Source organism: Pseudomonas sp. WS 5071 (assembly GCF_012985765.1).
In the GTDB taxonomy this organism is placed as follows: Bacteria; Pseudomonadota; Gammaproteobacteria; order Pseudomonadales; family Pseudomonadaceae; genus Aquipseudomonas; species Aquipseudomonas lundensis_A.
In genome coordinates, this window is record NZ_JAAQWY010000043.1 from 1 (window position 1) to 23,784 (window position 23,784).

Genomic DNA, 23,784 nt, shown 5'->3' on the forward strand with positions numbered 1-23,784 from the left:
CATTGGGAAACGGAATGGGAAAACGGGTGGTGTTGATGGTGGAGCCGGTAAGCGATACAGCCGCACTCCACTGGACGATCCAGCCGTTTAGCCAACTCGGAAAGATGATGTAGCCAGTACGTCCAATGACAATCTGAAACCCCCAGCGCAGCTTTTTGGGGGTGACGATGGTGCTGTTGTCAGTGCCAGCATTCACCTGCACCTGAGTCGCCAGACCCGCCGTACCCAGGGCACTTTCGGTGGCTTGCACCACCTTCTTTGCAATGGCCTGAAAGACCCGCAACGCGCTCATCGGCTTGTTGGTGTCAGCCCCTGTTTCAGCCTCGTTTTGACTGGCAAATGCAACGCCATAGCCTGCCAGTGAATTAGGTGTTCCGGTCAGCGATGAATACATGATGCCTGTAAGGCCCGATCCAACACCTGTGATCGGCCCGCCGATTTCCACGCCATCAGCAGAAACCCGAATACCATTTCCATTGATCCAAGGCGTTGGACCCAACGCCATAAACACCCGCGTTACACGGTCGTAACTTCCGAGAAAGCCTACCCCGGCCTTCTCTCCCCCCAACTGCCCGGCGATGACACCTGCAGCCCATGACGCACCCTCCACCGTGCGAATGTAGAGGCTTTTGGCATCGGCCAGGTTGATCGCGCCCGTCAGTGTTCCGCCCGTAAGGGGCAAGGCATCGGTGATACCGTAATCTTTCAGGGTGGTTGGGTTGCTGCCTGCAACCACGATCCCGCGAACGTCGATCTCAACCTTGGTATAAGTACCCACCTTACGGGTGGGGGGCAGTACGTTGGTGAACCAGTTGTCCACGTACTCGCGAGTCGCCAGAACCACCGAAGGGTCAATTTTCAGCTCGATGTTTGACGTGCTGCTGACGATCAAATTAAGCCGAATAATTTGCGTGCGCCCCGATCCTTGAGTCAGCAACGGCTTGAAGGTGGGGGCACAGTTGGCAATGGCCACCAGATCGCCAGCTGCGTCATACAGGCCGATTTCCCGAACCCACCAGCCGCCTACGTTTTCCGGAATAATCTGCTCGGCAATGATGATGCTGGCATTTTTGGGATCAACCTTGACCTGATTCAAGGGCGCACGGCGCCGCTCATTAATGAGCTTGGTTTGTAGCCTGTCGGGCATCGGATCAGTGCCCTTGGCATCTCCTACACCCATTTGGGCGAAGGTCCACGGCACGCCCAAGGCTGCGGCATTGGCTTGTTTTGCCTCGCCAACGGCAGTGAGGATGGCAAAAAACTGGCTGTTTTGGTCGGTCATGAATAAATGTCCATCGTATCGATATGGTGTTCGCGGCCGCCAAACGGCAAGTAACCACTGACGTCAATGTCACGCTGGGTCGGCGGGTACACGCTGAGTTCGTCGCCCTCATACACACTTGCGCCGATAAAGACCGTGCCGCTGGTTTCCAAGCTAATGGCCAAGCCGCTCATGTGTCGGCTGACAGGCCGGGCATCGTCGATCAGCGCTGTCAGCTCTTGGTACATTTCCTCGGTAATGCCGGTTTCCAGCACCCCGACCTTGAGCACGAACGTCCCGGGCACGCCGAGCGGCAAGGTCTGCCACCACTCGATCACTTCCAGCAAATAACCCAGCGGCTCAACCACACGACGCAGGGAGCCGATGGTGCCCTTGTAGGCATGGATGAAAAACGCTGATTCAATGGCTGCGCGCTTGACCTGCTCGCTCCAGCGGTTGTCCCAGCGGTCCACCGACCACGCCCACGCCAACTGGTGCAGCAAGTGCGCCGGACAGGTTTTCGCGTTGTACAGGGTGCGGATCGGAACCACCGGGTTGTGGTCAGTCGCCGCTTCGATGGCCCGCTCCAGCGGGGTGCTGTTGAGCGGCAGCAGGCTCACCCGGCACCGCCTTGGGTCACGTTGAAACCAATGCAGTACGCGGCTTGGTGCTTGGCCCGGGGGATGTCGATCCAACCGGGTAAGTCCACGCGGCTGACGCCGGTGATGTGCAGTTGCGCATCAATGGCCGAGCGGGAGATTTCTACGCCAAGGCGCCGACGCGGGTTGATCCAGGCCGCGAGGCGCCGGGTGGCTTCAGCCAGAATTGCTTCGTTTTCCGAACCGGCCCCGGTCATGTGCAGCACCGCGTCAATGCGGTATTCCTGCACCTCGGCGCTTTGCACCGTGACCCGGTCCCCGACCGGGCGAATGTCTTCATCGCTGAGGTGGGTCAGCACCTTGTCCAGCAGCGGCTGGTCCGCCACTCCGTTGCCCTCCAGATGCAACACGGTGACCACCACGTGGGCCGGGCTCGGGCTTTCGGCCTGCGCGTCAGCCACCAGCGCCGAGGCGTTGCGCGCGTGCAGGATGTAGCTGTTGCGCGGCCCGGCAGTGGTCAGGCCCTCGTACACCAGCTGGATACGCTCGCGTAATGCGTCGTCCAGTTCCATCACCTGCGGCACCGGCGGCACGCTTTGCAGATCCGCTTCCTGAATTACCAACCGTTTAAGCCGCACATTGGCGGCAAGGTGATCGAGGTCGGTGCGCTGGGCGTAGGCCAACAGCAGCGACTTGGACGCGTCGTTGATCCGCGCCCGGATCTGCAGCCGCCGATATGCGCCCAGCTCCAGCAGCTTGACCACCGGATCGCTCTCCAACGCCGCGTTCCAGTTGTCGCCCATATAGCTGCGAAACACCGCCAGTTCTTCCTGATAGGCGTCTTCAAAGTCCAGCGACTCCAACACCTCCGGGGTCGGCAATGCCGACAGGTCCACGGTACTCATGCGCTCACCTCCATTGCTACGCCCTCGCCCCGGTACAGGCCCTTGAGTTCAAAAGTGATCACGCCATCGAGCACCGCCGACACCCGCACCGACTGCAGCTTGAAACGCGGCTCCCACAGGTTCAACGCGTGGGCGACCTCGGCCTGTACCGCGCTTTTCCAGCCCGCGTTGATCGGCATGTCGACGAACCGGCGCAACTGGCAGCCATAGGCTGAGCGCATGCGCCGACTGCCCACCGGGGTGGTGAGGATGTCGGCAATGGATTGGCGCAAATGCTCGACGCCGGAAAGGGCCGCGCCGGTGTGGCGATCCATTCCGATCATCGCGGGTTACTCCGTCAGGCGTTCAAAATCCGGGTGGGTGTTGAGGTACCGGAACTGCTGATCGTCGACCGCCGTGGCGCGGCCTTTGGCGACCCCAAGCGTGGCGCCGCCGGGCAGGATCAGGGTGCGGGAGGTGTAGACCTTGTCGCGGAAAGTTGCGGACGGGGTGGTTTTTTGCAGCACCGGCGCCATGGGGTCGGTGACTTTTTCGTCGGATGTTTTGCTCATGATTTGCTCCAGGCATTAAAAAACCCGCACTTGGCGGGTTGAGTGAAGTTGTTGGGTCAGTGCTTGTGGTTCGGGGTGTTGCCGCCGGTGTCGATGATTTTACCGAGACCGGTGATATCGCCTGTGACCTTGAGGGGGCCGTCGATGTGGACCGGGCCGATCAGGTCGATAGCACCTGCCGTGACGGTTACGGCGCTGTCCGTTACCACCGCCGAGGTTCCGCCAACCGCGATGGCCACGGTGCCGCTGGGCAAGGTGATGGTGTAGCGCTTGGCCTGCCAGTCGTAGACCAGCGAACCGCCATCATCAAACCGCCACACCTCGACGTGGTCACGGTTGTCAGGGGGTGCGCCTGCATCGCCGTACAAGCCCGGCACAAAGGTGCCCATGCCCGCCTGTCCGCTGGGATTAAACAGCACGCCCTGCTCACCCAAACTCGGTGCGCGCCAGTGCCGGGCCTTGCCCGCTGCCACGCTGTGCCAGCGCACCCAGGCGCTGGTCCAGTCGCCGGTGGAGACCCTGCAGGCTGGAGGGGATGCGGCCAAATCCACCGCGACCACGTAGCAAGGAATCAACAGGGCCGCGATCATGCGGTCATGTTCAGCACTCGCGTAGCTCATGGCAGATCCTCGGGGGCGACGTGGTCTTCATCGTTGACGCTGATCAGCAAGGTGCCCGGCGGTTCATCAGGCCATGGCCATTCTTGTTCACCGAGGTAAACGGTCTGCGTCCACTCCACCAGCCATACGGTGTAGCCGTCCAGTTCCGGGCGCGTCCAGTCCTGGCTCGACCGCTGAAACTCGGCCGGTTCAACCGGCAAACCCCACGACTGAGCACGCAGCAGCACCGCCAGTTGGGTGGCCAGGTGCACGGCTTGCGGGTAGTGATCGGCGCGGATCACGTCGACAATCACCCGCGCTTCAAAAGTGAGGGTCAGGGTGGTTTCACCGGTGCCGATATCGGTACCGGGCTCGATCTCGGCGATGTCGAGAAACACCGCAGGCAGCGGGATGTGTTGCTGGATGTCCGGCCAGAAGCTGACCAGTTGCACGCCCGGCAAGTGCTGTTGGAGGTGCTGCTCGATGGCCTGATACAGCAGGTCTAGGCTAAACGGCTGCTCAGGCACGGCGCGTCCCCTTCAAGTATTTTTGCAGTTCGAAGTTCATTTCTTGTTTGAGGACGTGCATCAAGCGTTCGTCGGCCTTGCGACTCCAGGCGTCGAAGTGCGGGCGCACGGCGTCCAGTGAGATTTTGGCTTTAGCCAGCGGGAAGCGGTCACTGTTTTCACCGACAAACCCGGAGCTGGCCCCCGTCTGTGAGGTGACTTGGCTATCGGGATAATCAGCCGGGTTGAAGTGCTTGCTCGCGGTACGAATCCACACGTCAGCCTGATTGCCATACACCTTCTTATAGAAAGCCCCCTGATAACGCCGCCCCGCCACCGACACGCCCGCCTTGGTCTGACGGGCGCGCCCTGCCCGGCTGGCTTCCAGCGGGTTGATGCCGAACCAGAGTTTGCCGCGCATTGCACTGCCTTTCACCGGGTAAGTGATCAAACGCTGCCGCACGGCTCTCACTGCAATTTTTTCTTGCTTACCTACATTACTGGCGATTTTTCCGCGCAACCAACCGAGCGTTTTGTTGATCGCCCGTCGCTGAGCTTTGGCGGCAGCCTTAGGCATCAAGATGGCCAAGTCCGCAAACGCTTTCAGATCCTCAGCCGAGGCCTGAATGTGCAGCATGCCGCTGTTCTTTTTGACTTCGCTGAAACTGCCGATGCTCATGGGCGCTTCCTCAAGATCAACGACACCAGCCCGTCGCCGCTGGGCTCCAGTTGCAACAGGTCGTAATCGCCGCCACCGTCCAGCGCGGGCAGGTCGATGGTGACTTTCAACCCTTTGCTCAGCCCGTCGGAGTCCGCCACCCGCACCACAAAGTGCGGCTCACGAATGGCCGTGTTCAGACGCCCGATCTGCGGCTGTTTCCACGGCGCCGAGAACATCCCCAGCACCGGCTCGGCGCGGCCTTCGATGTGGCCGGTGTCGGCCAGCACGTCGAAGATCACGCTGTCGATGTCGGCCACCAGATCGCGGATGCCCACGCTTACAGCTCCAGCAGGATCTGCGCACGCGGTCGGGTGCAGATGTGCAGCGGGTTGGACTGTGCTTCGCCGGCCATGCCTTTGTTGAACGGCATCGGCTCGATCTTGCTGTAGTACGGGATGCCCTGGGTGTTGACCGTTTCCATGTAGTCGGCCGGGGCGAAGGCTGAGATGTACAGGTCGGGCACGCCTTCGGGTACGAGCAGGGCTTTGTCGTCGTGGACGAACGCCACGCTCGCGATCTTGCCGCGATAGCGCTCCCAGATGATGCCGCCGTATTCGAAACTTTCACGGGCATCACCTCGCAGCGCGGCGGCTTGCGCGGAGTTGAGGTAAGTGGCCTTAATCTCCTCGAGGCCCATCATTTTGTTCCAGAAATTCTTGCCACAGAACGCACGGGCGCCGGTACTGGTGACACTGCCGAGCGCATCCTCTTGCATGTCCAAGGCTTCACCGCATTTAACGCGGAAGTCAGTGCCCTTGATGGTCAAGCCCATCGACATTTTCTGTTGCTTGACGCCAAAGCGGTCGTAGAGGTTCAACAGTACCGTCTTGCCGTCAGCGTCCAGAATCAGGCCGTTCAGCGCACCGGCGCGCTGGAATTCGTGAGTCACGTCCAACTGGCGACGCGCTTTAAACAGTCGCGCATTGACCACGTCCTGCACGGCCTGCAATTCGCTGCGGGTACCGAAGGCGCGGATGCCCTGAATCTCATCGGCCTTGATGGTGAAGCGTTCCGGCAGGTGCACGGTGTTGAACGGGATCAACGTACGTTTGCTGGCACCGACGATCAGGCCCGAGGTACCGCGCTCACCGGCGGGCACCAGGGCCAGGGTGTCACCGTCCTTTTCGATCTGTACGGTGAGGGTGGTGATGCCCTCTTCCTGAAACAGGCCAAGGCTGCTCAGGCGGCCGGGCTGGTACGGTTGTTCGTTGATGGCAGCGGTCAGCGACGAAACAGAAAACGCATCGTCTTCAAAGATGGCGATGTCGGCCATTGGGGACTCTCCAGAAAGTAAAAACCCCGCTCGATGGCGGGGTGCAGTAAAGAGATGGTCGGCTTAACGCACGATCACAAAGTGTTCAGCCAGCGACTTTTCGCCCTCGGGATCTAGGCCGGTCAGGTGCGCTTCGCTGACTTCGGCGAGGCGCACCACCGCACGGCCACGCCGCACGATGTCGGACTCGCCCAGCGGGCCATACAAAATGGCGACGGCGGTCTGGCTGCCGTCTTCGGCGGTCGGCACGTACGGCGCGAACTCGCCCGAAGCAGTCACCAGCCCCAATACCTGACCGGGATTCAGGGCCGGGCCAGCGGCCACGTTGATGGCTTCGCGGGAGATGTTGCCCGCACCTTCGGAGAGCAAGAATTCGCCCGCGTGCATCGGCTCGTGTTTGATGGTCATACTTTTACCCCTGTCTGGGCGGCGCGACGGGCCGCGTAGATCGCGTTAGTGTCAGGTTGTTTGGCCTGGGTTTTGGGCGCAGGGTCGTCGTTGATCGGCAGGCTGTTGTCGATCTCAAACCCGCCGCCACTGACCAATTTGTCGAACAGGCGACCGCGCACCGCTTCGGCGGTCAGCCCGGACGCCACGAACTGCTGGGTGAACTCCGGGAGCCGCGCCGCAACGCACAGGTCGCGCACGGCCTTGGCGTTGGTGATTGCGGCGTTGACAGTGGCTTCGTCGGCCAGCTTGGTGGTGCTGATGATGGGTTCGATCAGGTTGCTGATCCCGGCGGTGTTGCAACTTTGCGTGATCAATAAAGCCAGCTTGGCCGAATCAACGATGGGCGGTTTTTCCGGCTCTGGTTTAGGTTCAGGCTCCGGCTCCGGCTCCGGCTCTAGCGGTTGTACTGGCGGCTCCTCAAGCTGGGCCAGCAAGGCTTGCGGCGCATGCTGATAACGCTGCAACGCGCCGCCCTGCCCCAGACAGGCTTTGACCTTAACGCCCTCGCCCACTTCGTCGGCAAGCCCCAAGGCCACCGCTTCGCTCGCGGTGAGCCAAGTTTCAGCATTGACCAACCGTCGCAGTTCCACTTCATCGATGTTCGGAGCCTTGGATTTGTAAGCCGCGATGATGGCTTCCATCGCCTGATCCAGTGCGGTGGCCACCTTACGCAGATCCTCGGCATCGCCTGCCGCGTAAGTCCACGGGTTGTGGATCATCAGCATCGCGTTGCTTGCGATCACCACCTTGTGTGCCCCGCACACCGCGACACTGGCCGCGCTGGCTGCCAGCGCATCAACCCGCCCGGTGCAGCGCTCGCCCAACCGCGACAGGGCGTTGTGAATGGCCAACCCGTCGAACAGGTCGCCGCCGATGCTGTTGAACGCCACCACAATCGGCGACACGCCGTCGTCCATGGCTGCCAGATCGCGCACAAACTGGTTGGCGGTGATGCCCCAGGTGCCGATTTCGCCATAAACGTAGACCTCGATGCTGCGGGCTTCGGCCTCGCCGCTGGCCTTGAGGCTGTACCAGTGTTTGTTTTGCGGCGGCGCGGGGTCTGCCGCCTTGTTGAAAATGCGTAGCCTGTTCATGGCGTCTCCTTGTCGGCCGGTTCGGTGGGCAGCTCGACGAGCGTTTTGTAGTTGAGGCCCAGCTCGCGGGCGCGTTTTTGGTCGGCGGCGTTTTCTTCGTCGACGGTTTCGGCGTCGTAGCCCTGACGCAGGACCATTTCGCTGCGGGAGTTGAAGCCCGCGTTGACCTCCATCATTCGCGCCTGAATGTCCTGCACCGGCTGGATGTAGGCCCAGCCTTGCGGCACCCAGCGGGTACGCAGGTATTCACGGCGCCGTTGTGCGTAGTCGACCAGTGTCAGGCGCCCGGCGAGCACGGCCATGTCCAGCCACGCCGCCCGCACCGGGCGGCACAGTTGGTGCACGTACACGCCAAATTGCAGTTGCTCCAGACGGCGCCGGAACTCGTTGAGCACCACCCGTAACGCCCGGTCATTAACCTCGCGCATGTCGCCGGTAAGAATTTCGTACGGCGTGCCGGTCCCGGCGGCTGCGGCCATCAGTTGTTGGCGCATAAAGTCCGGGTAGTTGTTGCCCGCATCCGGCGGCTTGGAGAACTCCACCTCTTCGCCCGGCCCCAGTTCCTGCATGGTGCCCGGTTCCAGCGCGACCATCGGGGTGAAGCCATCGCGGTCTTCGGTCAGTGGCAAGCCGGTGACCGGGTCGCGCGGCTGTTGCGTGGCTTCGGGCGGTGGCCGCGAGATAAAACCGGCAAATAGGTTGGCCACTTCCTGACGGAACAAAACCGCGTCGTCGTAGTTGTCGAGGCTGCGCAGGCGTTTAAGCACCGGTGCCAAACGCGGCACCCCGCGCAACTGGCCGGGTTCTACAGGTTCAAAGATGTGCAGCACTTGTTCAGCCGGGACGCGCACCAGTTGGTTGTAACCGGCGTTCAGCGACGAGGCATCACGCGGGTGGACGCGGTACATGTGATAGGCCACGCGCTTGTGCGCCGGGTTGAACTCGATCCCGGCGCGTATGCTGTTGCCGTTTTTGCACGGTTCGAATTTGTCGTGTGGCACAAACTCCGGGGCCAGTACCTGGAGCTGCAACGGCACTGCCAGATCCTCGTCCAGACCGCGAGGCCGCAAGCGCACAAAGCATTCACCGGCCGTTTCCACGGTGCGGGCGATCAACGCCTGCTGGCCGTAGAAGTCGGTCAGGCCATCGGCGTCTGATTCGTCGACCCAGTCATCCCACAGGTCTTGCTGCAACTTGCGCAGGGCATCGTCTTCGGTTTTGGGACGCGGGGTGATGCCGGTGCCGATCAGGTTGCTGACGCGTTTGTCGATGACGTTGAACGCATACGGATCGTTGCGCACCGCCGAGCGCGAACGGGCGCGCAGGTTGCGCAAGGCCGGGGTGTTGAGGCTGTTAATGCCGATGTCCGGCGCGTCCCAACTGGCCGAGCGCCTGCCCTCACCGGCCCCTTCGTAACTGGCTTTGATCCGCTCGGGCAACAGAAACCCGTTGCGGGTCAGGGTTGGATACTGGCGCGCCATTTAAAGCCCCTTGCCTGCGTGGTACAGCCGGATCACCCGCGAACGCGGCCCCGTGGCGGCGACCAGCGAACTGCGGATTTGGTCGCGCGCCTTGAGCAGCTCATCGACCGTGCGGTACTCCACGGTGCGGTCGGCGTAGCGCACGGTTTTCTCGCCACGCGCGATGGCCGACTCAACGGCGTCGAGGTGCTTTGGGGTAAAGGACATAATCAGCGTCTCTTGAGGTAGCCGCTGCTGGAGCTGCGACGTTGTGGGGGTCGTGCGACCGGCTGCGCTTGGGCGACCGAAGTGGCAACGGGTGGAGCCGTTTCAACCGGTGTTTGCACGGGCGGTGCAGGTGTTGCGACCGGCGCGGTAAGACGCTCGGCCTGTACCGGTTTCTCATCGAATAAACCGGCCTGTGCCAAGGCTTGGCGGATGCGTTCCCAGTCGTGTTCCTTGTAGCGGTTCAGGCCCAGGTAATGCGCCATCGCCAGGTTGTACACCATCAGGTCGAGGGCTTCGTTACGCTCGGCTTTGCCCTTCACCCACTCGATGCGCTTGTGTCCGCGCACGTACCGCGCCACCTTGCGCTCGGCCACGCACTGGTCGAAGAATTCGTCCGGCAAGTCGTTGGCAAAGTGCAAGGCGCCCGGTCCGTCTTCGAACGGGTAGCGGTTGTAGATCCAGTCCTTGGCGGTGTCGGTACCGACGAACCACAGCTCAGCGCCGTTGCGTTCGGTCTGGCCTTTCCAGGTCACATCGACCATTGAAGGGCGCTGAGCGATAACCGGTTTACCCGGTTTGCTTGCGCCCTTGATAGCGAAGATGTTGCGCCACCGGCGCACGCGGCAGAACTGGTAGACCTCGTCGGTATGGTGGCCGCCGGAGTCGACGGCGGTGGCGAGAATACCCAAGCCTACGCCGCAGGGGTGCGGGTAGCGCACCTTGAGTTTTTCATCGAGCACGGCCCATGTGCGCTCATCTGCCGGATCGCCCCAGATGATCTGGAAGTCGATTACCCAGCGCTCCATGCCCACGCCCCAGCCCATCACCATCAGCTCCAGACGGTTGGCTTGTACGTCGACCGATGCGGTGAGCATCAACACGCAGTGAACCATAGCGCCGAGGCCGTAGGGTTCAAGGCGGGCGCGGTCTCTCAATACCGTGGCTTTGGTTTGTTCCTGAGCACTGTCCCAGACCTTGGCCAGACGGGTGTTGTAGAACACCTGCATGGGCTCCAGGTCGCCCCGGCTCTGCGCCTTCTTGGCCTTCTCAAATTGCTTGGCCAGCGACGGCCAGTCCATCCAGCCCAGCGGTGAATACAGGGCGTTGAGGTGAAAGCCGATGGTTTCGCCGTCGCCCTGCGCGTGTGAGCGCCATTCGCCACGGGCCAGCATCTGGCCCTTGTGGTGTTCTTCAATCAGCACGTCACAATCTGGTGCGGCGCACTGGTAATGCACCACGCTGTAATCGGCCGAGTAGTGCAGGTTTTCCCATTCCAGTACCTGCATGTGGCCGCAGTGCGGGCACGGCACGTAGTAGTAACGCTGGTCGCTGGTCTCAAACAGGTCAGCAATGCGCGACGCGCCTTTGATCGTCGGCGAGCTGGAGAAGTAGAACTTGGCGTTTCGGCCGAAGGTACTGCCCCGGGTTTCAGCCAGTTCGATAGGGTCGCCCTCTTCGCCCACGTCCGCGTCCCAGCGGTCGATCTCATCGCCGTAGATGTAGCGTGCCGACAGCTCGGCCAAGTTGGCCGCAGAACCGGCTGTGGTGACGTACAGCGAGCCGCCTTCAAACTCTTTGGTGTCCATCGTGTTGCGCGCATCCCGCGAACGGGTCGCGGCCACGCGCTCCCGCAGTACCGGCGTGGCCTTGATGGTCTTGCCGATCCGCGACGACACCCGCTTGGCCAAGCTGAGGCTGGGCAGCAGGGTCAGGATGTTGGACGGCACCATGTGGATCAGACCGCCAATCCAGTTCAGTGCGATCTGGGTTTTCATCAACTGCGAGGCCACCATCGTGACCACGCGCTTACAAGGGTGAGCCGGTGACAGGCAGCGCATGGGCTCACGCGCATACGGCGTGCGCGAGGTGCGGTACTGGCCGGGCTCGGCGGCGCCGGTGTCACGCGGGATGCGCATGTATTCGTCGGCCCACTGGTCGACCCACAGCGACGGGTCAGGCCGTAGCCCACGGAAATACGCCTCGCGGTACACCTCTGCACCGTTCGGTATTTCCGTGTGCATGGGTTAACTCTTGTGGTTGAGGGCGTGAACCAGGTCAGCCGAGGACATGCGCTCGGCGTCTTCCAGCGAAGCGCGGATCGCAGCGGTAAGGCGGCGTTCGATTTCCCACGGGTCGGTCATGGCGGCTAACTCGGGCGCCAGTTGCGGTGGCATGCCCAGCAGTTGATCGCGCAGCAAACGGCCCGCGTTGAAGGCACCGGTTTTCACGGCCTCCAGCTCGACCTGCGAGCCCTGCACCTTGTGGAATTCTGCCTCGGCCAATTGCGCCAAGAAGTACTCGCGGTGGGCGCGGGCCTTTTGGAAGTCAGGTTGCTTGCCAGCGGGACCGATGGCGGGCTGCGGCGCAGCCATGCTCGGCGTGGATTCGACCAGCGGGGATAGCTGGCTGGTGACGTCGCGCTGCACACGATCCGCTTGATGCCGGGCTGCGACGGCGGCCTTGCTGGGGTCGGCGGTGTCGCGAATCAATGCGACGGTGGCGTCGACATTCACCCGCTTGCCGTCATCCGACAGCACCAACCGGTTGTTGTCTTTAAGCCAGGTGATGTAACTCGGCGCCTTGCCGATGTGAGCCGCAAAGGCGCTCTTCGACAGAAAGATGGGGTCTGTCACAAGCCCTCCTTTTCAACGGCTTTTCAATGCAAGCCTTTCAATTTCAATGGATTGAATTTCAATAAGCTGCCAGCCCAGCGGCTAACGATTTCCCGCGGGTTTCCTGCCCCGTACCCATGGAAATTCCCCAGGGTCCCCGGCAGGTCCTGAACATGGGGGGATTATTACGAGCGATCCGATGGCGGCACGTCACAAACACCCAGCCGCTTGGCAACCCAACGCTCATAAAGTCCGATGGCCACATCCGCCCCGGCCATGGCCGTGAGGCAGCCCAGTGCCGAAGACGCCCAAAGTGAAACGCCGTTGACGTGCAACAGCATCATCGTCGACAACCCGCAGACGACGCAGGCACCGGAACGCAAGACCAACCGCCGCACCAGTGACCAGCCTCGCGCCCCGTCCTTGTCCGCCCGCCACATCTCGCCGGACACCCCGCCGATCATGGAGAGGACGATCAGTAACCAGATCGGCATATCAGCTAACGCTTGTTGCTCTGTTGTCATCGCCTGCCCCATAAACGCAAAAACCCGGCGCAAGGGCCGGGTTTAGTGGTGGGTGCCTGCCGCTCTCTGCGGTCGCACCTATCGAAGATGGCTACTTTTTACAGGTGGATTCCGGTGGCAGCAAGCGGGTTTTAATGCCACCGGTGAATAAGTGGGTTAGGCGGGTGAATGCCCCGCGAATGTCGGGGAATACATCACCCCGGCTAACGCTTTTGGGGCCTGTCTGCCCTGCCCCACTGTTCACATTCGAGGTGGGACAAGGGAGAGCACCTAAATCAAAGGCTGTGCCCCACTGTCCTACTTCTTTTACCTTTTCCTCGTATAAAGAGAGATTTATAAAAACACGCGTGCGCGTGAAGCGCGCGTATGTCTGCCCGCTGCGCTCACATGGGCGGGAGGCACTTTTAAGCGGGACGGTGGGACAGCCCAACAACAGCGCGGCCTGCGCCTGACCCACTGCAACACAAAGCAGCGGGACAAGGCGGGCCATAAAGGTGTTCGATGCAATCATCACGCCGCACGCTTCCCGAGCAACAGGCTGGCGATGCACTCATGGGCCTGGTGCAGCCGCTGGTAGTACGTCTCACGACTGCATCCGCAATGGGTGTACTTCTGCGACAAGAAGCTGTCGTGGTTGCAGTAGTGCTCGCGCACCAACACCGACAACTGCGGCGGTAGGTGTTTGTTGACGATCAGCTCGATGTCCGCCGACTCGTCGAGCAACACCCGACTGCCACGCGTGCCACGTATCAGCTCGCCCTTGGTTTCCATCAGCATGGCAATCATGTTGCCGCTGCCCGTGCCCTCGGGTGATTCGCTGTGCAGGTCTTCTGCCCACAGCTTGAGCAAGGTGTCGATGCGCTTAATCAAAGCAAGGCTCCTCGACTTTCTGCACCTGCAAGGCCGAGGCGCCGCCCCAACCTTGGGGCTTCTTGTAAGCCCAAGGACGCTGCCCGCTTTTAGCCAATGCTGGCAGGCGCACACGTCGCCATCCGAGCCGGTGCATGATCGCGCCCACGCGCATTTGTTCAGGCTTGCCCCAATGGCCGAAGTCGAGTTTGAGCGCGCTGGCCAACACCTCGCTGCCGCTGGTGGTTTCACCGATCTGCGATTCTTCCAGCCAGTTCAGGATCGGACCTTCCCATTCATCCACCACAAAGCGCTCATCTTGGGCTTCGGAGAACATCGCGGTTTCGTCGCGGTTGACCCACCAGATCTCGCCTGCTTCGTAACAGAACATCGCCTCGGCCCACAGCTGGTCGCGGATCTCGCGCAGTTGCTCCAGGTCGACCTTGGTACACGCGACCGGCCAGTAACGGCGGTTGCCCGTGGCGTCTTTGAGGTATTCGTCCTGGTTGGTGGTGCCCACGAACACACACTGGCGTGGCACATCATTGGTTCTGCGGCCATAGCTCTCGCGGTAGGTGTCGGTGGACGCGGAGAAAAACTGTTTGGCCTTGGTGCTTTCGGCCTTGTTGAAGCTGTCCAGCTCGCCCAGCTCGATGATCCATTTGCCCCGGATCGCCTGAAAGCCGTCCTTGTCGCCCAGGGCAAACGGCGTGTCCATAAACCAGTCACCACCAAGAATGCTCATGGCCGTCGACTTGCCTTCGCCCTGCCCGCCTTCAAGGATCATCACCGAGTCCGCTTTACAGCCGGGGCGCATCACACGCGCCACGGCCGAGATCATCCAGCGCTTGCCGACCTTGGCGCTGTAGCCGCTTTGGGCTACACCCATAACCGTATTCAGCCACGTGTCGAGGCGAGGCACGCGGTCCCATTCCAGTTTATTGAGGTAGTTACGCACCGGGTGGAAGGCGTGGTCGTGGGCCACAACACTGACGGCCTCGATCACGCTGGAGGCTTTGACGCGCAGGTTGTATTGCTGAGCCAGCCACTTCATGACGCGGATGTCGTCGATGTCGCCCCAATCACCGGTGCCACCGCCATACGGCGGCGTGCGCAATTTGACGATCTTTGAGCTGAATGCGCTGAAGGCGATCACCCCGGCCCAGCGCTCATCGTTCCCCAGGATCAGCTCGACGTTTTGCATGTGCGCAATCAGTGAGCCGTTCTCAGTGCGGGCAAGTTGGTCTTTCCAGCCACCGGCTGCCGGCGGTTTGACCACCGCCAATACCTGACGGCGCACCGCGTCCAGCCCTTCGGCGCAATGCAGGTCGTTAAAGTCCGTCCACTTGATGTCGCGCTCACCTGAAAAGATCGGCCCGACCACTTGGCCGCCGACGATCAAGGCCGCGTTGCTGCCCTTTTCTTCACCGGGGTTCCAGGGCTCGCCGTTGGGGCGTTTGGTTTTCCAATCATCGTCGCGGCACACGATCAAGGCACGGCCGGGGAAACGCTCGCGCATGGCCTTGGCCACAGCGCTGAGATTGCCTGCATCAAACGCAATGGCCACCGCAAACGAGGTGGCCATGTGCAGGCTTGCGCCGGTGGCGTAGCCCTCACACACCAACACCGGCTCGCCGGGTTCAGGGTGCGGTCCTATCAGGTGGTAGGCGCCCTCTTTGGACATACCATGCGGCCAATAGGACTTGTCGCGGCCGGTATCAGCCTGCTTCTCGGGGTAGATCACTTGCAGCCCGACGATCTGGTCACGCGCGGTGGTCATGGGGATAAGCAATGCCCCGGTGCGAGGGGCATAACGTACACGCATCCCAATGATCTGCTTGCGTTCCAGATAGGCGCTGCGGCCCTTTTCCGGCATGTGTTTGAACAAGAACGCCGCGCGATTGGCAGCCCGGCGAGCGGCATTGGCGGCCACCTCAGCGGCACGTCGCTTGGCGTCTTCCTGACGAGCACGCATCACGTCGCGCTCCTCCTGACTCATGCGCCCGGGTTTTACTTTGATCTTGTTGCTGTCGCCCGTGCGCCAATCACCGAAGCTGCCGAAAATCAGAATTTCGTTTTTCTCGGTGCGGTGCTCATGGATCACGTACCAGCCGTTTTTCTCCTTGCCCTTGTCCTGCGTAGTCTTGCAGCGGGTGAGTTTACCGAAAGTCAGCGGTTGCGCAGGCTCAAGGCCGTGGTCAGCGAATTGACCGAGAACGTCATCGAGCATAACGAGTACCTACTTTTTCATTCAGTTGTTGGCAGGCTGCACAGCGTGTGCAACTGGTGACGGCCAAGCGGCGCGCCAAGGGAATGGCCGAGTCGCAATCCACGCAGAACTCGAAAGACTCAAACACCCGCAACGCCTTACGCGCCGCCAGGGCTTGATCGATACGTTCCTGCACCAGGTCGTTGGCAAAATCAGCGATGTCAGCCACGGTCGCCACCTCGCGTGGTGGAGTTGACGTAGCAGGCACGATTGAACAAACCCAGCAGCCCTTGGATACCGCGAAACACTTGCAGGCGGATCTCGGCCAATTCGCTGTCGTTGACCACGCCGTCGCCAATGCTCTTGGCCCAGGTGTCGGCCAAATCCGCAACCTGACGGAAATACACCGCAAGGCCGGTGGTCAGCGTCTCGGGCATGTCATCTGTGTAGGCCTCGGCCAATTCCTGCCAGATCGTGTCGCCCACCAATGCGTGCACCGCATCCAGGATGCGGCGGTCTTTGGTCAGCTCCAGGATCTCCGCGAACTCTTGAACGTTCACCGTGTGGCTTGGGTGGGTCGGGGACAGTTTGTGTTGCAGCGTGGTGGGGTTACGGCCGGTGGTGGCGGCAATGGCAGCAGCGCCGCCGGGGTAGTCGCGTGCAGCGTGGTACAGCGCCAAATCGAGCGGCAGGATTTCCCGACGCGCCCGCTGGATGCAACTCAGAGCAATACGGCTCATGGCATTAATCCTTGAATGTTGCCAGTGCCGCGCGGCGTGCAGTGGTGGTACATTTGCCGCGTGGCTTGAAAGGGCCCAAAAGCCGGCTCGGTCCACTAGACCAAAACCGGCACCGTGCCGAGGCGAGCGATCCGTCGCTCACCTCTGGCGCAACAGCTGCCAGATCTGTGGTGGAGAAGGCAGCAACCCAAGGCTTCCGAGCCTTGGAAAGCGCGGTTAAAGGGAGGTGGTTTAGCATGTGGTGTGCCCGCCTACCTTTACCGCGACCCGACAGCACTGTGGTGGTGTGTGTCGGGAGGAACTGGGCGGCCTTATGGGTCGCCTTTTTTCTTTCTATGCCGCTTTGCTTTCCGTCACGCCGAAGTGATCAAGCACTTCTGCGAGCGATACACAGCGCTCACTTTCACGAGCCAAAGACTTGATTAGCGAGACGCTTGGGTCTTTGCTTGCGTACTTCACATGCAAGCGCAGGTAATTCACCGCAATCTTGCAGCGGCCGGCGTAAGCCAGCAGTGCTTCAGAGTCCAGGCTGTCAATGTAGTCACGCAATTTCATGTGGTGTACCTCCGGGAAACACAATTTAACCACAAAGGTTAACTATTGCAATACCCAAGAGGACATTCACCCCATAGGTTAATCTGGGCACAATCGCCGCATGAGAATTTCAGATACCCGCCTGCACAATTTCCGCCAGATCCTGGCCGAGAAAAAACTACGCCTGATCGACATTGCCGAGCTGCTAGGCAAAGCGCCTGCGCAAGTGAGCGCGTTTGGCGGAAGGAACCCAACTAAAGGGATTGGCGACCAAATTGCGCGAGAAATTGAACGAGCTCTTAACCTGCCCAATGGCTCTCTTGACGTACCACATGGCTATGCGAACTTCGACAACGGCACTGTCTTGGGCTACACCGGCAGGAAATTGCCTGTGATCGGATCAATAGCAGCCGGATCATGGTGCTCATCTGACGAGAGTTTTGATCCCAACGATGCAGAGGAATGGATAGAAGCGCCAGGGCCGGTTGGACCGCGCGCCTTCATTCTTCGCGTCGAAGGCATCAGCATGGAACCCAAGTTCATGGAGGGTGATAAGGTAGTGATAGATCCGGCTCTGGAAGCTTTTTCAGGTCATTTTGTGGCTGCTAAACGCACCCGCGACGAAGCCACGACGTTGAAACAACTAAAGCAGGAAGGGAATGAGATGTATCTATACGCGCTCAACCCTGATTGGCCAGAGCGCATTATCCGGATGACTGAAGAGTGGAGTATTTGTGGGCGGGCTAGGTGGAAGATTTCTGACCTTTAAAAACCGACTATAAAAGTTGCTCTATCTCCTCAGTATGAGAAACTGTTCTGACACGTAAATTCAAGTAATGGCTTTTCATAACAGCCTTTTGCATTTTCTGAATTGCGGGAGAGGAGATAGGGCTTCGGGTACAAACAATATAACCAAACTTTTTAGTCCCTTTCTGCCCTAATACGTCAACTGACGCGCACAACTGCTTCAGAGCCACATCCACATCCGAACCTTTCAACTCAATATAAATTTCGTTACCAGTAAGCTTATCAACCAACAACCAATCACACTTCTTCCCAACCGTAATTAAGCAGCCGTCAACCTTGTGACGCACTACCGCTCTTTTATTCTTATTATTCACCTGAAATGATGAGCGCTTTTCAGTAAATTTAATTATTGTATGATCGACCTCAGTTAAACAATGCGCCGTCATATCAAATCCTCTACAGATAACTCACTCATTTCAAGCTCTAGCAACTTCTCGAATTTACTAGAAAAATGTGTTGATACCGCATCAATAGACTCCGCCTGAATCAAACGAAACTCTTCATCAAGGATAGAGTTAACTACACCTTTGTCGACCATATATGCCGAGACGTCGTCAAAATCAACCTGAATCGCCCCGGGTTTCCTAGACACTCTCCAGGCTCGCTGCGTAACGCTTTTCAAACTCTACCGGTGACAGCTGATTGTTGAAACTGTGGCGTCGTTTTGGGTTGTAAAACATCTCGATGTAATCGAACACATCATCCCGAGCATCCTGGCGTGTAGTGTAGATTTTACGCTTGATCCGCTCCCGCTTTAGCAGCTGGAAAAAGCTCTCCGCCACAGCGTTGTCGTGGCAGTTACCTCGACGACACATGCTGGCTACCAGGTTGTTAGCTTTCAAGAAGCTTCGCCAGTCTGAGCTGCTGTACTGACTGCCTTGATCCGAGTGGATCATCACCTCTTGCTTCGGCTTACGTCTCCAAACCGCCATCAGCAGTGCATCAATGGCTACGTCGCTGGTCATCTGCGACTTCATTGACCAACCAATGATCTGGCGTGAAAACAGATCGAGCACCACGGCCAAATACAGCCAGCCTTCATATGTTCGGATGTAGGTAATGTCTGTGACCCAGACTTTGTTGGGTTCTCTGACATCGAATTGGCGCTTCAGTAAGTTCGGTGAGGCAACGGCTGGTTTACCGCCATATTTTCCCGGCCTCCGTCGATACCCAGTCTGAGAACGTAAACCTTCAAGGCGCATCAACCTAGCTACCCGGTGACGGCCACAGCTCTCACCAACCTCTCGCAGGTCATCATGGATCTTGCGATAGCCATAAACACCACCGCTTTCCAACCAGGAGTGTTTGATCAGTCCAAGCAGTCGCTGATCGTCCTTGGCTCGCGCAGATTTTGGTTCTGATAGCCACGCGTAGTAGCCGCTGGGATGAACCTTGAGCGTCAGGCAAAGCCGTCGAATCGCGTAATGACCCGCTTGCTGCTTAATAAAGGCGTACTTCAGCCGCACTCCTTGGCAAAGTACGCGGCGGCCTTTTTTAAGATGTCTCGCTCCTCCGTCACCCGTTTCAGCTCGGCCCGTAGACGACGAACCTCAGCGCTCTGATCATCCTCCTCAACGCGCTGTTCCTGGGGCTTGGTGTAGCGCTTAACCCAGGCATAGAGGCTGTGCACGGACACACCCAATCGTGCAGCCACCTCCGAGACAGGAAGCTTCTTTTCGGTCACTTGTTTGACCGCCTGGATTTTGAATTCTTCGGGATATCGCTGGTTGCTCATGGCACCTCCTAATGGGCCTCATTTTAAGGCTTGGAGGTGTCTACGAAACTAGGGGCGATTCAGTATTTCTTCGGGATGAAGGCGCACATCGGTGCCGATGTCGAGTCCGGCCTGGTGCATCACGTCCATGGCACCGCTGCCAATGTGGCCGATGTCACGCAGGTGGCTGAACTGCTGCATGGCGAAGAAAACGCCGTGTATGCAGATGCCGGTTACACCGGTGTCGAAAGGCGCGAAGAGCATGAAAATCGGGGGGTGATCTGGCAGATTGCAGCGCGTCGCAGCACCTATTCCAAGCTGAACCAGCGCAGCGTACTGTACAAAGCCAAGCGCAAGATCGAGTTCTGCAAGGCTCAGACACGGGCCAAGGTCGAGCATCCGTTTCGCGTGATCAAGCGGCAGTTTGGTTACGTGAAAGTACGTTTTCGTGGGCTGATGAAAAACACGGCTCAGTTGACCACGCTGTTCGCCCTGGCAAACCTGTGGAGGGTTCGAAAACAGCTCATGGGTATGGGTGAGGTTCGCGTTTAACACGGAGAACCGGTCGAAAAAGCTCTCCGTACATGATTTTTCGGTCACTTTTCGTCCAATGACGCTGTAGGTGCCTGGAAAATTGCAACTTGCCGCGGCTGCACGACAAGTTGATCGGAGCATCCTTAAACGCCCATCGCGGTCGTTCGCTTTGCGGTATTGGATCTTGTTGGACTATCTCAGCTCTTTGGCCAGCTCTAACCACGCTATAGCAGCCGGAGGCAAATGCGCACCGGCGCGCCAAGCCAGTGCGATGTTCCAATCCGTATCTGGCTCATCAAGAGGTACCAGAGCGATGCCCGCATGTTTATGTTTTTGCGCAAGCATTCGCGGTAAAAATGCTACCCCCAAACCAGCAGCTACCAGGTCGGCGATGAAATCAATTTGCCCGCTGCGGGCTGTCACCCGGGGCACAATCGCTCTTCGATCACATGCGGCCATTATTAATGCGTTAAGTGCAAACCCCTCCTCAAAGAGGATGAATGGCGAATCCGCCAGATCACTGAAGTTGATCCGCTTGCGTCGCGAAAGCGAATGGGCGCCAGGCAGTACAGCCACTAAGGGCTCGTTACGCACTTGCTGATAAGCGAACGTTTCATCGATCGGAATCAGTAGTGCAGCCAGGTCCACCTCTCCGGCCTCCAGGCACTCACGCAGTTTCTTACTCCCATGCTCTATCAGTTCTATATTCACCCTCGGATAGCGGCTGCGATAAGTGGCAAACATCTGAGCGAACAACACCCCGCAGCCTACAGGGGGTAAGCCGATCCGCAGCGTACCGCCCTTCAGATCCCGCAGTTCATTGATCTCTGCGATCAGATCGTTGCGCTCTGCGAGTAAAACCAGTGCGCGTCGAAAGGCAATCTCACCGGCGGCCGTCAACTCGCTTTTATGGCCGATACGGTTCAAGAGTGGTGTTCCCAGTTCATCTTCGAGCGTTCTGACCGCCTTGCTGACTGAAGACTGAGTCAAAGACACCACCTCAGCGGCTTGTGAGAACCCTCCCTGGCGCACCACTTCTACAAACACTCGCAGCGTTCTGAGATTCATGTGTATTCCAATAGCGACTTATTTGGAGTAGGAAAAGTTGTTTTTATCATGATCAACAAACCCTTATCGTGAAATCCATTCAGCAACCTCCTGCGTCGCTGAAATTTTCTAGACACATAGGAGTTGTAGAGAATGATTATTTCATCGGCGTCCGACTATCGCGAAGCTGCCAGACGCAAGTTGCCGCGATTTCTATTCGACTACATCGACGGCGGCGCCTATGCCGAACACACACTGCGGGCCAATAGCTCTGACCTTGCCAGCATCAGCTTGCGTCAACGCATTTTGAGAAATGTTGACAGCCTGAGTCTCAAGACGACGCTATTTGGAAAGGAACAGAGTCTGCCGATCATCCTCAGCCCCGTTGGACTGACCGGTATGTACGCCCGTCGTGGTGAAGTGCAAGCGGCCAAGGCTGCGGCCACGAAAGGCATCCCCTTTTGCCTGTCCACAGTATCGGTCTGCTCGATTGAAGAGGTTGCTTCCCAGAGTCCGCAATCGATCTGGTTTCAACTCTATGTGCTCAAGGATCGCGGGTTTATGCGTAATGCCCTGGAGCGCGCTCAAGCAGCTGGCGTTACCACGCTGGTGTTCACCGTAGACATGCCGACACCAGGCGCTCGTTACCGTGATGCCCACTCGGGCATGTCCGGTCCATTCGCAGCTACACGGCGCATCCTGCAAGCCACTACTCGGCCGGATTGGGCGTTGAATGTCGGTATCCTCGGTCGCCCGCATGATTTGGGCAACATCTCCAAGTACATGGGCAAAGCCACCACCCTGGAAGATTATGTTGGCTGGTTAGGCAATAACTTCGACCCCTCCATCAGTTGGAAGGATTTGGAGTGGATCCGCGAGTTTTGGAAGGGCCCGATGATTATCAAGGGCATCCTTGATCCACAGGACGCCAAGGACGCAGTCAGTTTTGGCGCTGATGGCATCGTGGTCTCCAATCACGGCGGTCGCCAATTGGACGGTGTGCTGTCCACCGCCAAGGCTTTGCCTGCCATTGCCGACGTGGTGGGCGATGACCTGACGGTGCTGGTGGACTCCGGCATTCGTTCCGGGCTGGATGTTGTGCGTATGCTCGCGTTAGGCGCCAAGACGTGCCTGCTGGGGCGTTCGACGGTTTACGCTCTGGCCGCCGACGGACAGCACGGGGTCGAGAATATGCTGGATATCTTCTCGAAAGAAATGCGCGTGGCAATGACGCTCACGGGGGTGACCTCGATTGACAAGATCGATCGAACCGCACTGGTTTCAGTTGAGTAGTGAAGGTTCGATCATGTCGCAATCACTGAGCGTTAAGATGTTGCAAGCGGTACGCAATGTGCCCATTGGCTACGTAGTGTGTGGTGGGATTGTCTGTACTGTGCCGGCGCTCCTCGCGGCTCGCTTGCACAACTCTTTGTTCTGTTGGTCAGCGATTGCCGCATTCTGGAGCTATCTGTCGATTCCGGACAATAAGTCCGCAAAAGATTGTATTGTCGGCCTGGTTTTCGGCATGACCGGCGCCGTGGCGTCAGGGCTAGGTGCCTGGACGATGGAATGGCCGCCGCTGGCGATAGTGCTGTCGGCCCTCTTCGCGTTTGCGGGTGCTTACGCCCAGGTTTGCGGCGCGCGCATCAGCATTCCTGCTTTGCTGACAGCGACGGCATTTGCGGTATCCACTGCATTCCCGGCAAAGGACTTTGCCCAGGGACTGGATTATGCACGTTACTTTCTCTACGGCAGCTTATGGGCTACAGGCTCCGCATTACTGTTCCAATGGTGTCAGAGCGATCAATCTGATGCTGTTAAGCCGCCAGTTTTATGGTCGGCCCTCAGAGAAAATTTCACACCCAAATCTAACCTCTTTCTGCATGGTCTTCGCGTAGCGCTGTCGGGAGCCCTGTCAGTCTGGATGGTTCAATTGTGGTCGTTGCATTACGGCTACTGGATGACCCTCACGGTGTTTCTGATCATGCAACCCTACATGTCTTCAACGTTGAAGATGTCTCTGGAACGCGTCGGTGGCACCTTCTTGGGGGGAGCCATTGCTGCCGTTCTTGGTTACGTAATCCATGATCCGGTTTTGTTGGCTGCACTGATACTGCCTGTCTCTATTGGCACCCTGGCTGGGCGCTCTGTGAGCCACATCAGCTATTTAATGTTCCTCACTCCCCATTTCATTCTGGTCGCGCAGATTGGCCAGTCAGGAGGATCTGAGCTCGATTTGGTATTTTTACGGATGCTCTACAGCACCGGTGGTGCACTTTTAGCGATCATTGCTTCGCTTGTGATTTTTCCTCGCTGGCAAACGGCTGAACCGTAAAGGAACGTGCCGTCTCTTTTGCCATTGCGCTACCGCCGACCTTCACACACCGGTGACTCGCCAATGCGGCCTTGCTTGCACAGGTCCAGGTTGTCCCTGCGCTTGAACGGCGGCCTCAGGTTCCAAGTGCAACAGTCAGTTGATAGTGTTGAGCCGATTGGTTGCCAGCAGTTGCAGATGATCCGTCAACACTTCAACAGGGAATTTCCAGCCCAATGTCTGACGAGGTCGG

29 protein-coding genes and 1 pseudogene are annotated in these 23,784 nt (G+C 59.0%); 4 read left to right on the forward strand and 26 right to left on the reverse strand.

The genetic code is table 11. The annotated features are described in order from the left end of the window. The 22 genes from HBN61_RS22740 to HBN61_RS20855 form a co-directional block, all read right to left on the reverse strand. A partial coding sequence (locus HBN61_RS22740) for a phage tail protein (protein WP_262498819.1) occupies nucleotides 1-1,282 on the reverse strand: 1,282 nt, incomplete at its 3' end. Continuing rightward, nucleotides 1,279-1,881, reverse strand: a complete 603-nt coding sequence (locus tag HBN61_RS20755; protein WP_094988828.1) for a phage tail protein I — start codon at nucleotides 1,879-1,881, stop codon at nucleotides 1,279-1,281. The genes HBN61_RS20755 and HBN61_RS22740, both read right to left, overlap by 4 nt. Next, a complete protein-coding gene (locus tag HBN61_RS20760) occupies nucleotides 1,878-2,765 on the reverse strand; it encodes a baseplate assembly protein (RefSeq protein ID WP_169859444.1) in 888 nt (295 codons plus the stop codon). The genes HBN61_RS20755 and HBN61_RS20760 overlap by 4 nt, the downstream gene beginning before the upstream one ends. Next, nucleotides 2,762-3,088 (reverse strand): GPW/gp25 family protein, encoded by a 327-nt coding sequence (locus HBN61_RS20765; protein WP_170047805.1) that lies wholly within the window; start codon nucleotides 3,086-3,088, stop codon nucleotides 2,762-2,764. The genes HBN61_RS20760 and HBN61_RS20765 overlap by 4 nt, the downstream gene beginning before the upstream one ends. Nucleotides 3,089-3,094: 6 nt before the next feature. Then, on the reverse strand, nucleotides 3,095-3,316 hold the full coding sequence (locus HBN61_RS20770; RefSeq protein ID WP_262498820.1) for a hypothetical protein: 222 nt from the start codon (nucleotides 3,314-3,316) through the stop codon (nucleotides 3,095-3,097). A gap of 56 nt (nucleotides 3,317-3,372) precedes the next feature. After that, the gene (locus HBN61_RS20775) at nucleotides 3,373-3,936 is read right to left on the reverse strand and encodes a phage baseplate assembly protein V (protein ID WP_170047806.1); all 564 of its coding nucleotides are present in this window, start codon (nucleotides 3,934-3,936) and stop codon (nucleotides 3,373-3,375) included. Continuing rightward, nucleotides 3,933-4,442: a hypothetical protein gene (locus tag HBN61_RS20780; RefSeq protein ID WP_170047807.1), complete on the reverse strand. Its 510-nt coding sequence runs from the start codon at nucleotides 4,440-4,442 to the stop codon at nucleotides 3,933-3,935. The genes HBN61_RS20775 and HBN61_RS20780 overlap by 4 nt, the downstream gene beginning before the upstream one ends. Then, nucleotides 4,435-5,100, reverse strand: coding sequence for a hypothetical protein (locus tag HBN61_RS20785; RefSeq protein WP_170047808.1), 666 nt, complete (start codon nucleotides 5,098-5,100; stop codon nucleotides 4,435-4,437). The genes HBN61_RS20780 and HBN61_RS20785 overlap by 8 nt, the downstream gene beginning before the upstream one ends. Then, entirely contained in the window at nucleotides 5,097-5,417 is a 321-nt protein-coding gene (locus HBN61_RS20790) for a head-tail joining protein (protein ID WP_170047809.1), read from the reverse strand. The genes HBN61_RS20785 and HBN61_RS20790 overlap by 4 nt, the downstream gene beginning before the upstream one ends. 2 nt (nucleotides 5,418-5,419) lie before the next feature. Continuing rightward, on the reverse strand, nucleotides 5,420-6,415 hold the full coding sequence (locus HBN61_RS20795; RefSeq protein ID WP_170047810.1) for a major capsid protein: 996 nt from the start codon (nucleotides 6,413-6,415) through the stop codon (nucleotides 5,420-5,422). Between the two features lie 63 nt (nucleotides 6,416-6,478). Beyond that, nucleotides 6,479-6,823, reverse strand: a complete 345-nt coding sequence (locus tag HBN61_RS20800) for a head decoration protein (protein ID WP_047275417.1) — start codon at nucleotides 6,821-6,823, stop codon at nucleotides 6,479-6,481. Then, nucleotides 6,820-7,959 carry a head maturation protease, ClpP-related gene (locus tag HBN61_RS20805; RefSeq protein ID WP_170047811.1) on the reverse strand — a complete coding sequence of 380 codons (1,140 nt, stop codon included), beginning with the start codon at nucleotides 7,957-7,959 and terminating at the stop codon, nucleotides 6,820-6,822. Before HBN61_RS20805 ends, HBN61_RS20800 begins: the two co-directional genes overlap by 4 nt. Beyond that, nucleotides 7,956-9,440, reverse strand: coding sequence for a phage portal protein (locus tag HBN61_RS20810; protein WP_169859438.1), 1,485 nt, complete (start codon nucleotides 9,438-9,440; stop codon nucleotides 7,956-7,958). Before HBN61_RS20810 ends, HBN61_RS20805 begins: the two co-directional genes overlap by 4 nt. Beyond that, the gene (locus tag HBN61_RS20815) at nucleotides 9,441-9,647 is read right to left on the reverse strand and encodes a phage head-tail joining protein (RefSeq protein WP_170047812.1); all 207 of its coding nucleotides are present in this window, start codon (nucleotides 9,645-9,647) and stop codon (nucleotides 9,441-9,443) included. It abuts the gene before it with no gap. Between the two features lie 2 nt (nucleotides 9,648-9,649). Continuing rightward, a complete protein-coding gene (locus tag HBN61_RS20820) occupies nucleotides 9,650-11,668 on the reverse strand; it encodes a phage terminase large subunit family protein (RefSeq protein WP_170047813.1) in 2,019 nt (672 codons plus the stop codon). Nucleotides 11,669-11,671: 3 nt separating this feature from the next. Then, nucleotides 11,672-12,280, reverse strand: coding sequence for a terminase small subunit (locus HBN61_RS20825; RefSeq protein ID WP_170047814.1), 609 nt, complete (start codon nucleotides 12,278-12,280; stop codon nucleotides 11,672-11,674). A gap of 164 nt (nucleotides 12,281-12,444) precedes the next feature. After that, nucleotides 12,445-12,783 carry a phage holin family protein gene (locus HBN61_RS20830; protein ID WP_047275720.1) on the reverse strand — a complete coding sequence of 113 codons (339 nt, stop codon included), beginning with the start codon at nucleotides 12,781-12,783 and terminating at the stop codon, nucleotides 12,445-12,447. A gap of 510 nt (nucleotides 12,784-13,293) precedes the next feature. Then, entirely contained in the window at nucleotides 13,294-13,653 is a 360-nt protein-coding gene (locus HBN61_RS20835; RefSeq protein WP_169837198.1) for a PA0613 family protein, read from the reverse strand. After that, entirely contained in the window at nucleotides 13,646-15,862 is a 2,217-nt protein-coding gene (locus tag HBN61_RS20840) for a virulence-associated E family protein (RefSeq protein ID WP_169837199.1), read from the reverse strand. The genes HBN61_RS20835 and HBN61_RS20840 overlap by 8 nt, the downstream gene beginning before the upstream one ends. Next, nucleotides 15,852-16,070: a TraR/DksA C4-type zinc finger protein gene (locus HBN61_RS20845; protein ID WP_169837200.1), complete on the reverse strand. Its 219-nt coding sequence runs from the start codon at nucleotides 16,068-16,070 to the stop codon at nucleotides 15,852-15,854. The genes HBN61_RS20840 and HBN61_RS20845 overlap by 11 nt, the downstream gene beginning before the upstream one ends. Further along, on the reverse strand, nucleotides 16,063-16,581 hold the full coding sequence (locus HBN61_RS20850) for a phage regulatory CII family protein (RefSeq protein WP_070413142.1): 519 nt from the start codon (nucleotides 16,579-16,581) through the stop codon (nucleotides 16,063-16,065). The genes HBN61_RS20845 and HBN61_RS20850 overlap by 8 nt, the downstream gene beginning before the upstream one ends. A 333-nt stretch (nucleotides 16,582-16,914) precedes the next feature. After that, complete coding sequence (locus tag HBN61_RS20855; RefSeq protein WP_169837201.1) at nucleotides 16,915-17,136, reverse strand: hypothetical protein; 222 nt, start codon at nucleotides 17,134-17,136, stop codon at nucleotides 16,915-16,917. A gap of 100 nt (nucleotides 17,137-17,236) precedes the next feature. Between HBN61_RS20855 and HBN61_RS20860 the strand changes: the two genes are divergently transcribed. Then, complete coding sequence (locus HBN61_RS20860; RefSeq protein WP_169837202.1) at nucleotides 17,237-17,884, forward strand: LexA family protein; 648 nt, start codon at nucleotides 17,237-17,239, stop codon at nucleotides 17,882-17,884. A 7-nt stretch (nucleotides 17,885-17,891) separates the two neighbouring features. On the opposite strand, the gene HBN61_RS20865 is transcribed toward HBN61_RS20860, so the two are convergent. From HBN61_RS20865 to HBN61_RS20875, 3 genes are all read right to left on the reverse strand, one after another. Next, complete coding sequence (locus HBN61_RS20865) at nucleotides 17,892-18,308, reverse strand: hypothetical protein (RefSeq protein WP_169837203.1); 417 nt, start codon at nucleotides 18,306-18,308, stop codon at nucleotides 17,892-17,894. After that, nucleotides 18,305-18,514 carry a hypothetical protein gene (locus HBN61_RS20870; protein WP_169837204.1) on the reverse strand — a complete coding sequence of 70 codons (210 nt, stop codon included), beginning with the start codon at nucleotides 18,512-18,514 and terminating at the stop codon, nucleotides 18,305-18,307. The genes HBN61_RS20865 and HBN61_RS20870 overlap by 4 nt, the downstream gene beginning before the upstream one ends. Beyond that, nucleotides 18,507-19,657 (reverse strand): IS3 family transposase gene (locus HBN61_RS20875; protein ID WP_169837205.1). Its coding sequence is split into 2 segments (ribosomal slippage): nucleotides 18,507-19,423 and nucleotides 19,423-19,657, totalling 1,152 coding nucleotides; the frame shifts between segments, so codons are not numbered across the junction. Before HBN61_RS20875 ends, HBN61_RS20870 begins: the two co-directional genes overlap by 8 nt. A gap of 60 nt (nucleotides 19,658-19,717) precedes the next feature. Here HBN61_RS20875 and HBN61_RS20880 point away from each other — a divergent pair. Continuing rightward, nucleotides 19,718-20,188, forward strand: a pseudogene (locus HBN61_RS20880) (IS5-like element ISPa41 family transposase); the annotation flags it as partial. Between the two features lie 174 nt (nucleotides 20,189-20,362). Here HBN61_RS20880 and HBN61_RS20885 read toward each other — a convergent pair. Then, complete coding sequence (locus tag HBN61_RS20885; RefSeq protein ID WP_137187506.1) at nucleotides 20,363-21,238, reverse strand: LysR family transcriptional regulator; 876 nt, start codon at nucleotides 21,236-21,238, stop codon at nucleotides 20,363-20,365. A gap of 132 nt (nucleotides 21,239-21,370) precedes the next feature. On the opposite strand from HBN61_RS20885, the gene lldD reads away from it, so the two are divergent. Both lldD and HBN61_RS20895 read left to right on the forward strand, forming a co-directional pair. Further along, complete coding sequence (gene lldD, locus HBN61_RS20890) at nucleotides 21,371-22,510, forward strand: FMN-dependent L-lactate dehydrogenase LldD (RefSeq protein ID WP_169837206.1); 1,140 nt, start codon at nucleotides 21,371-21,373, stop codon at nucleotides 22,508-22,510. Nucleotides 22,511-22,523: 13 nt separating this feature from the next. Continuing rightward, nucleotides 22,524-23,552, forward strand: coding sequence for an FUSC family protein (locus HBN61_RS20895; protein WP_170047815.1), 1,029 nt, complete (start codon nucleotides 22,524-22,526; stop codon nucleotides 23,550-23,552). Nucleotides 23,553-23,784: the final 232 nt, after the last annotated feature.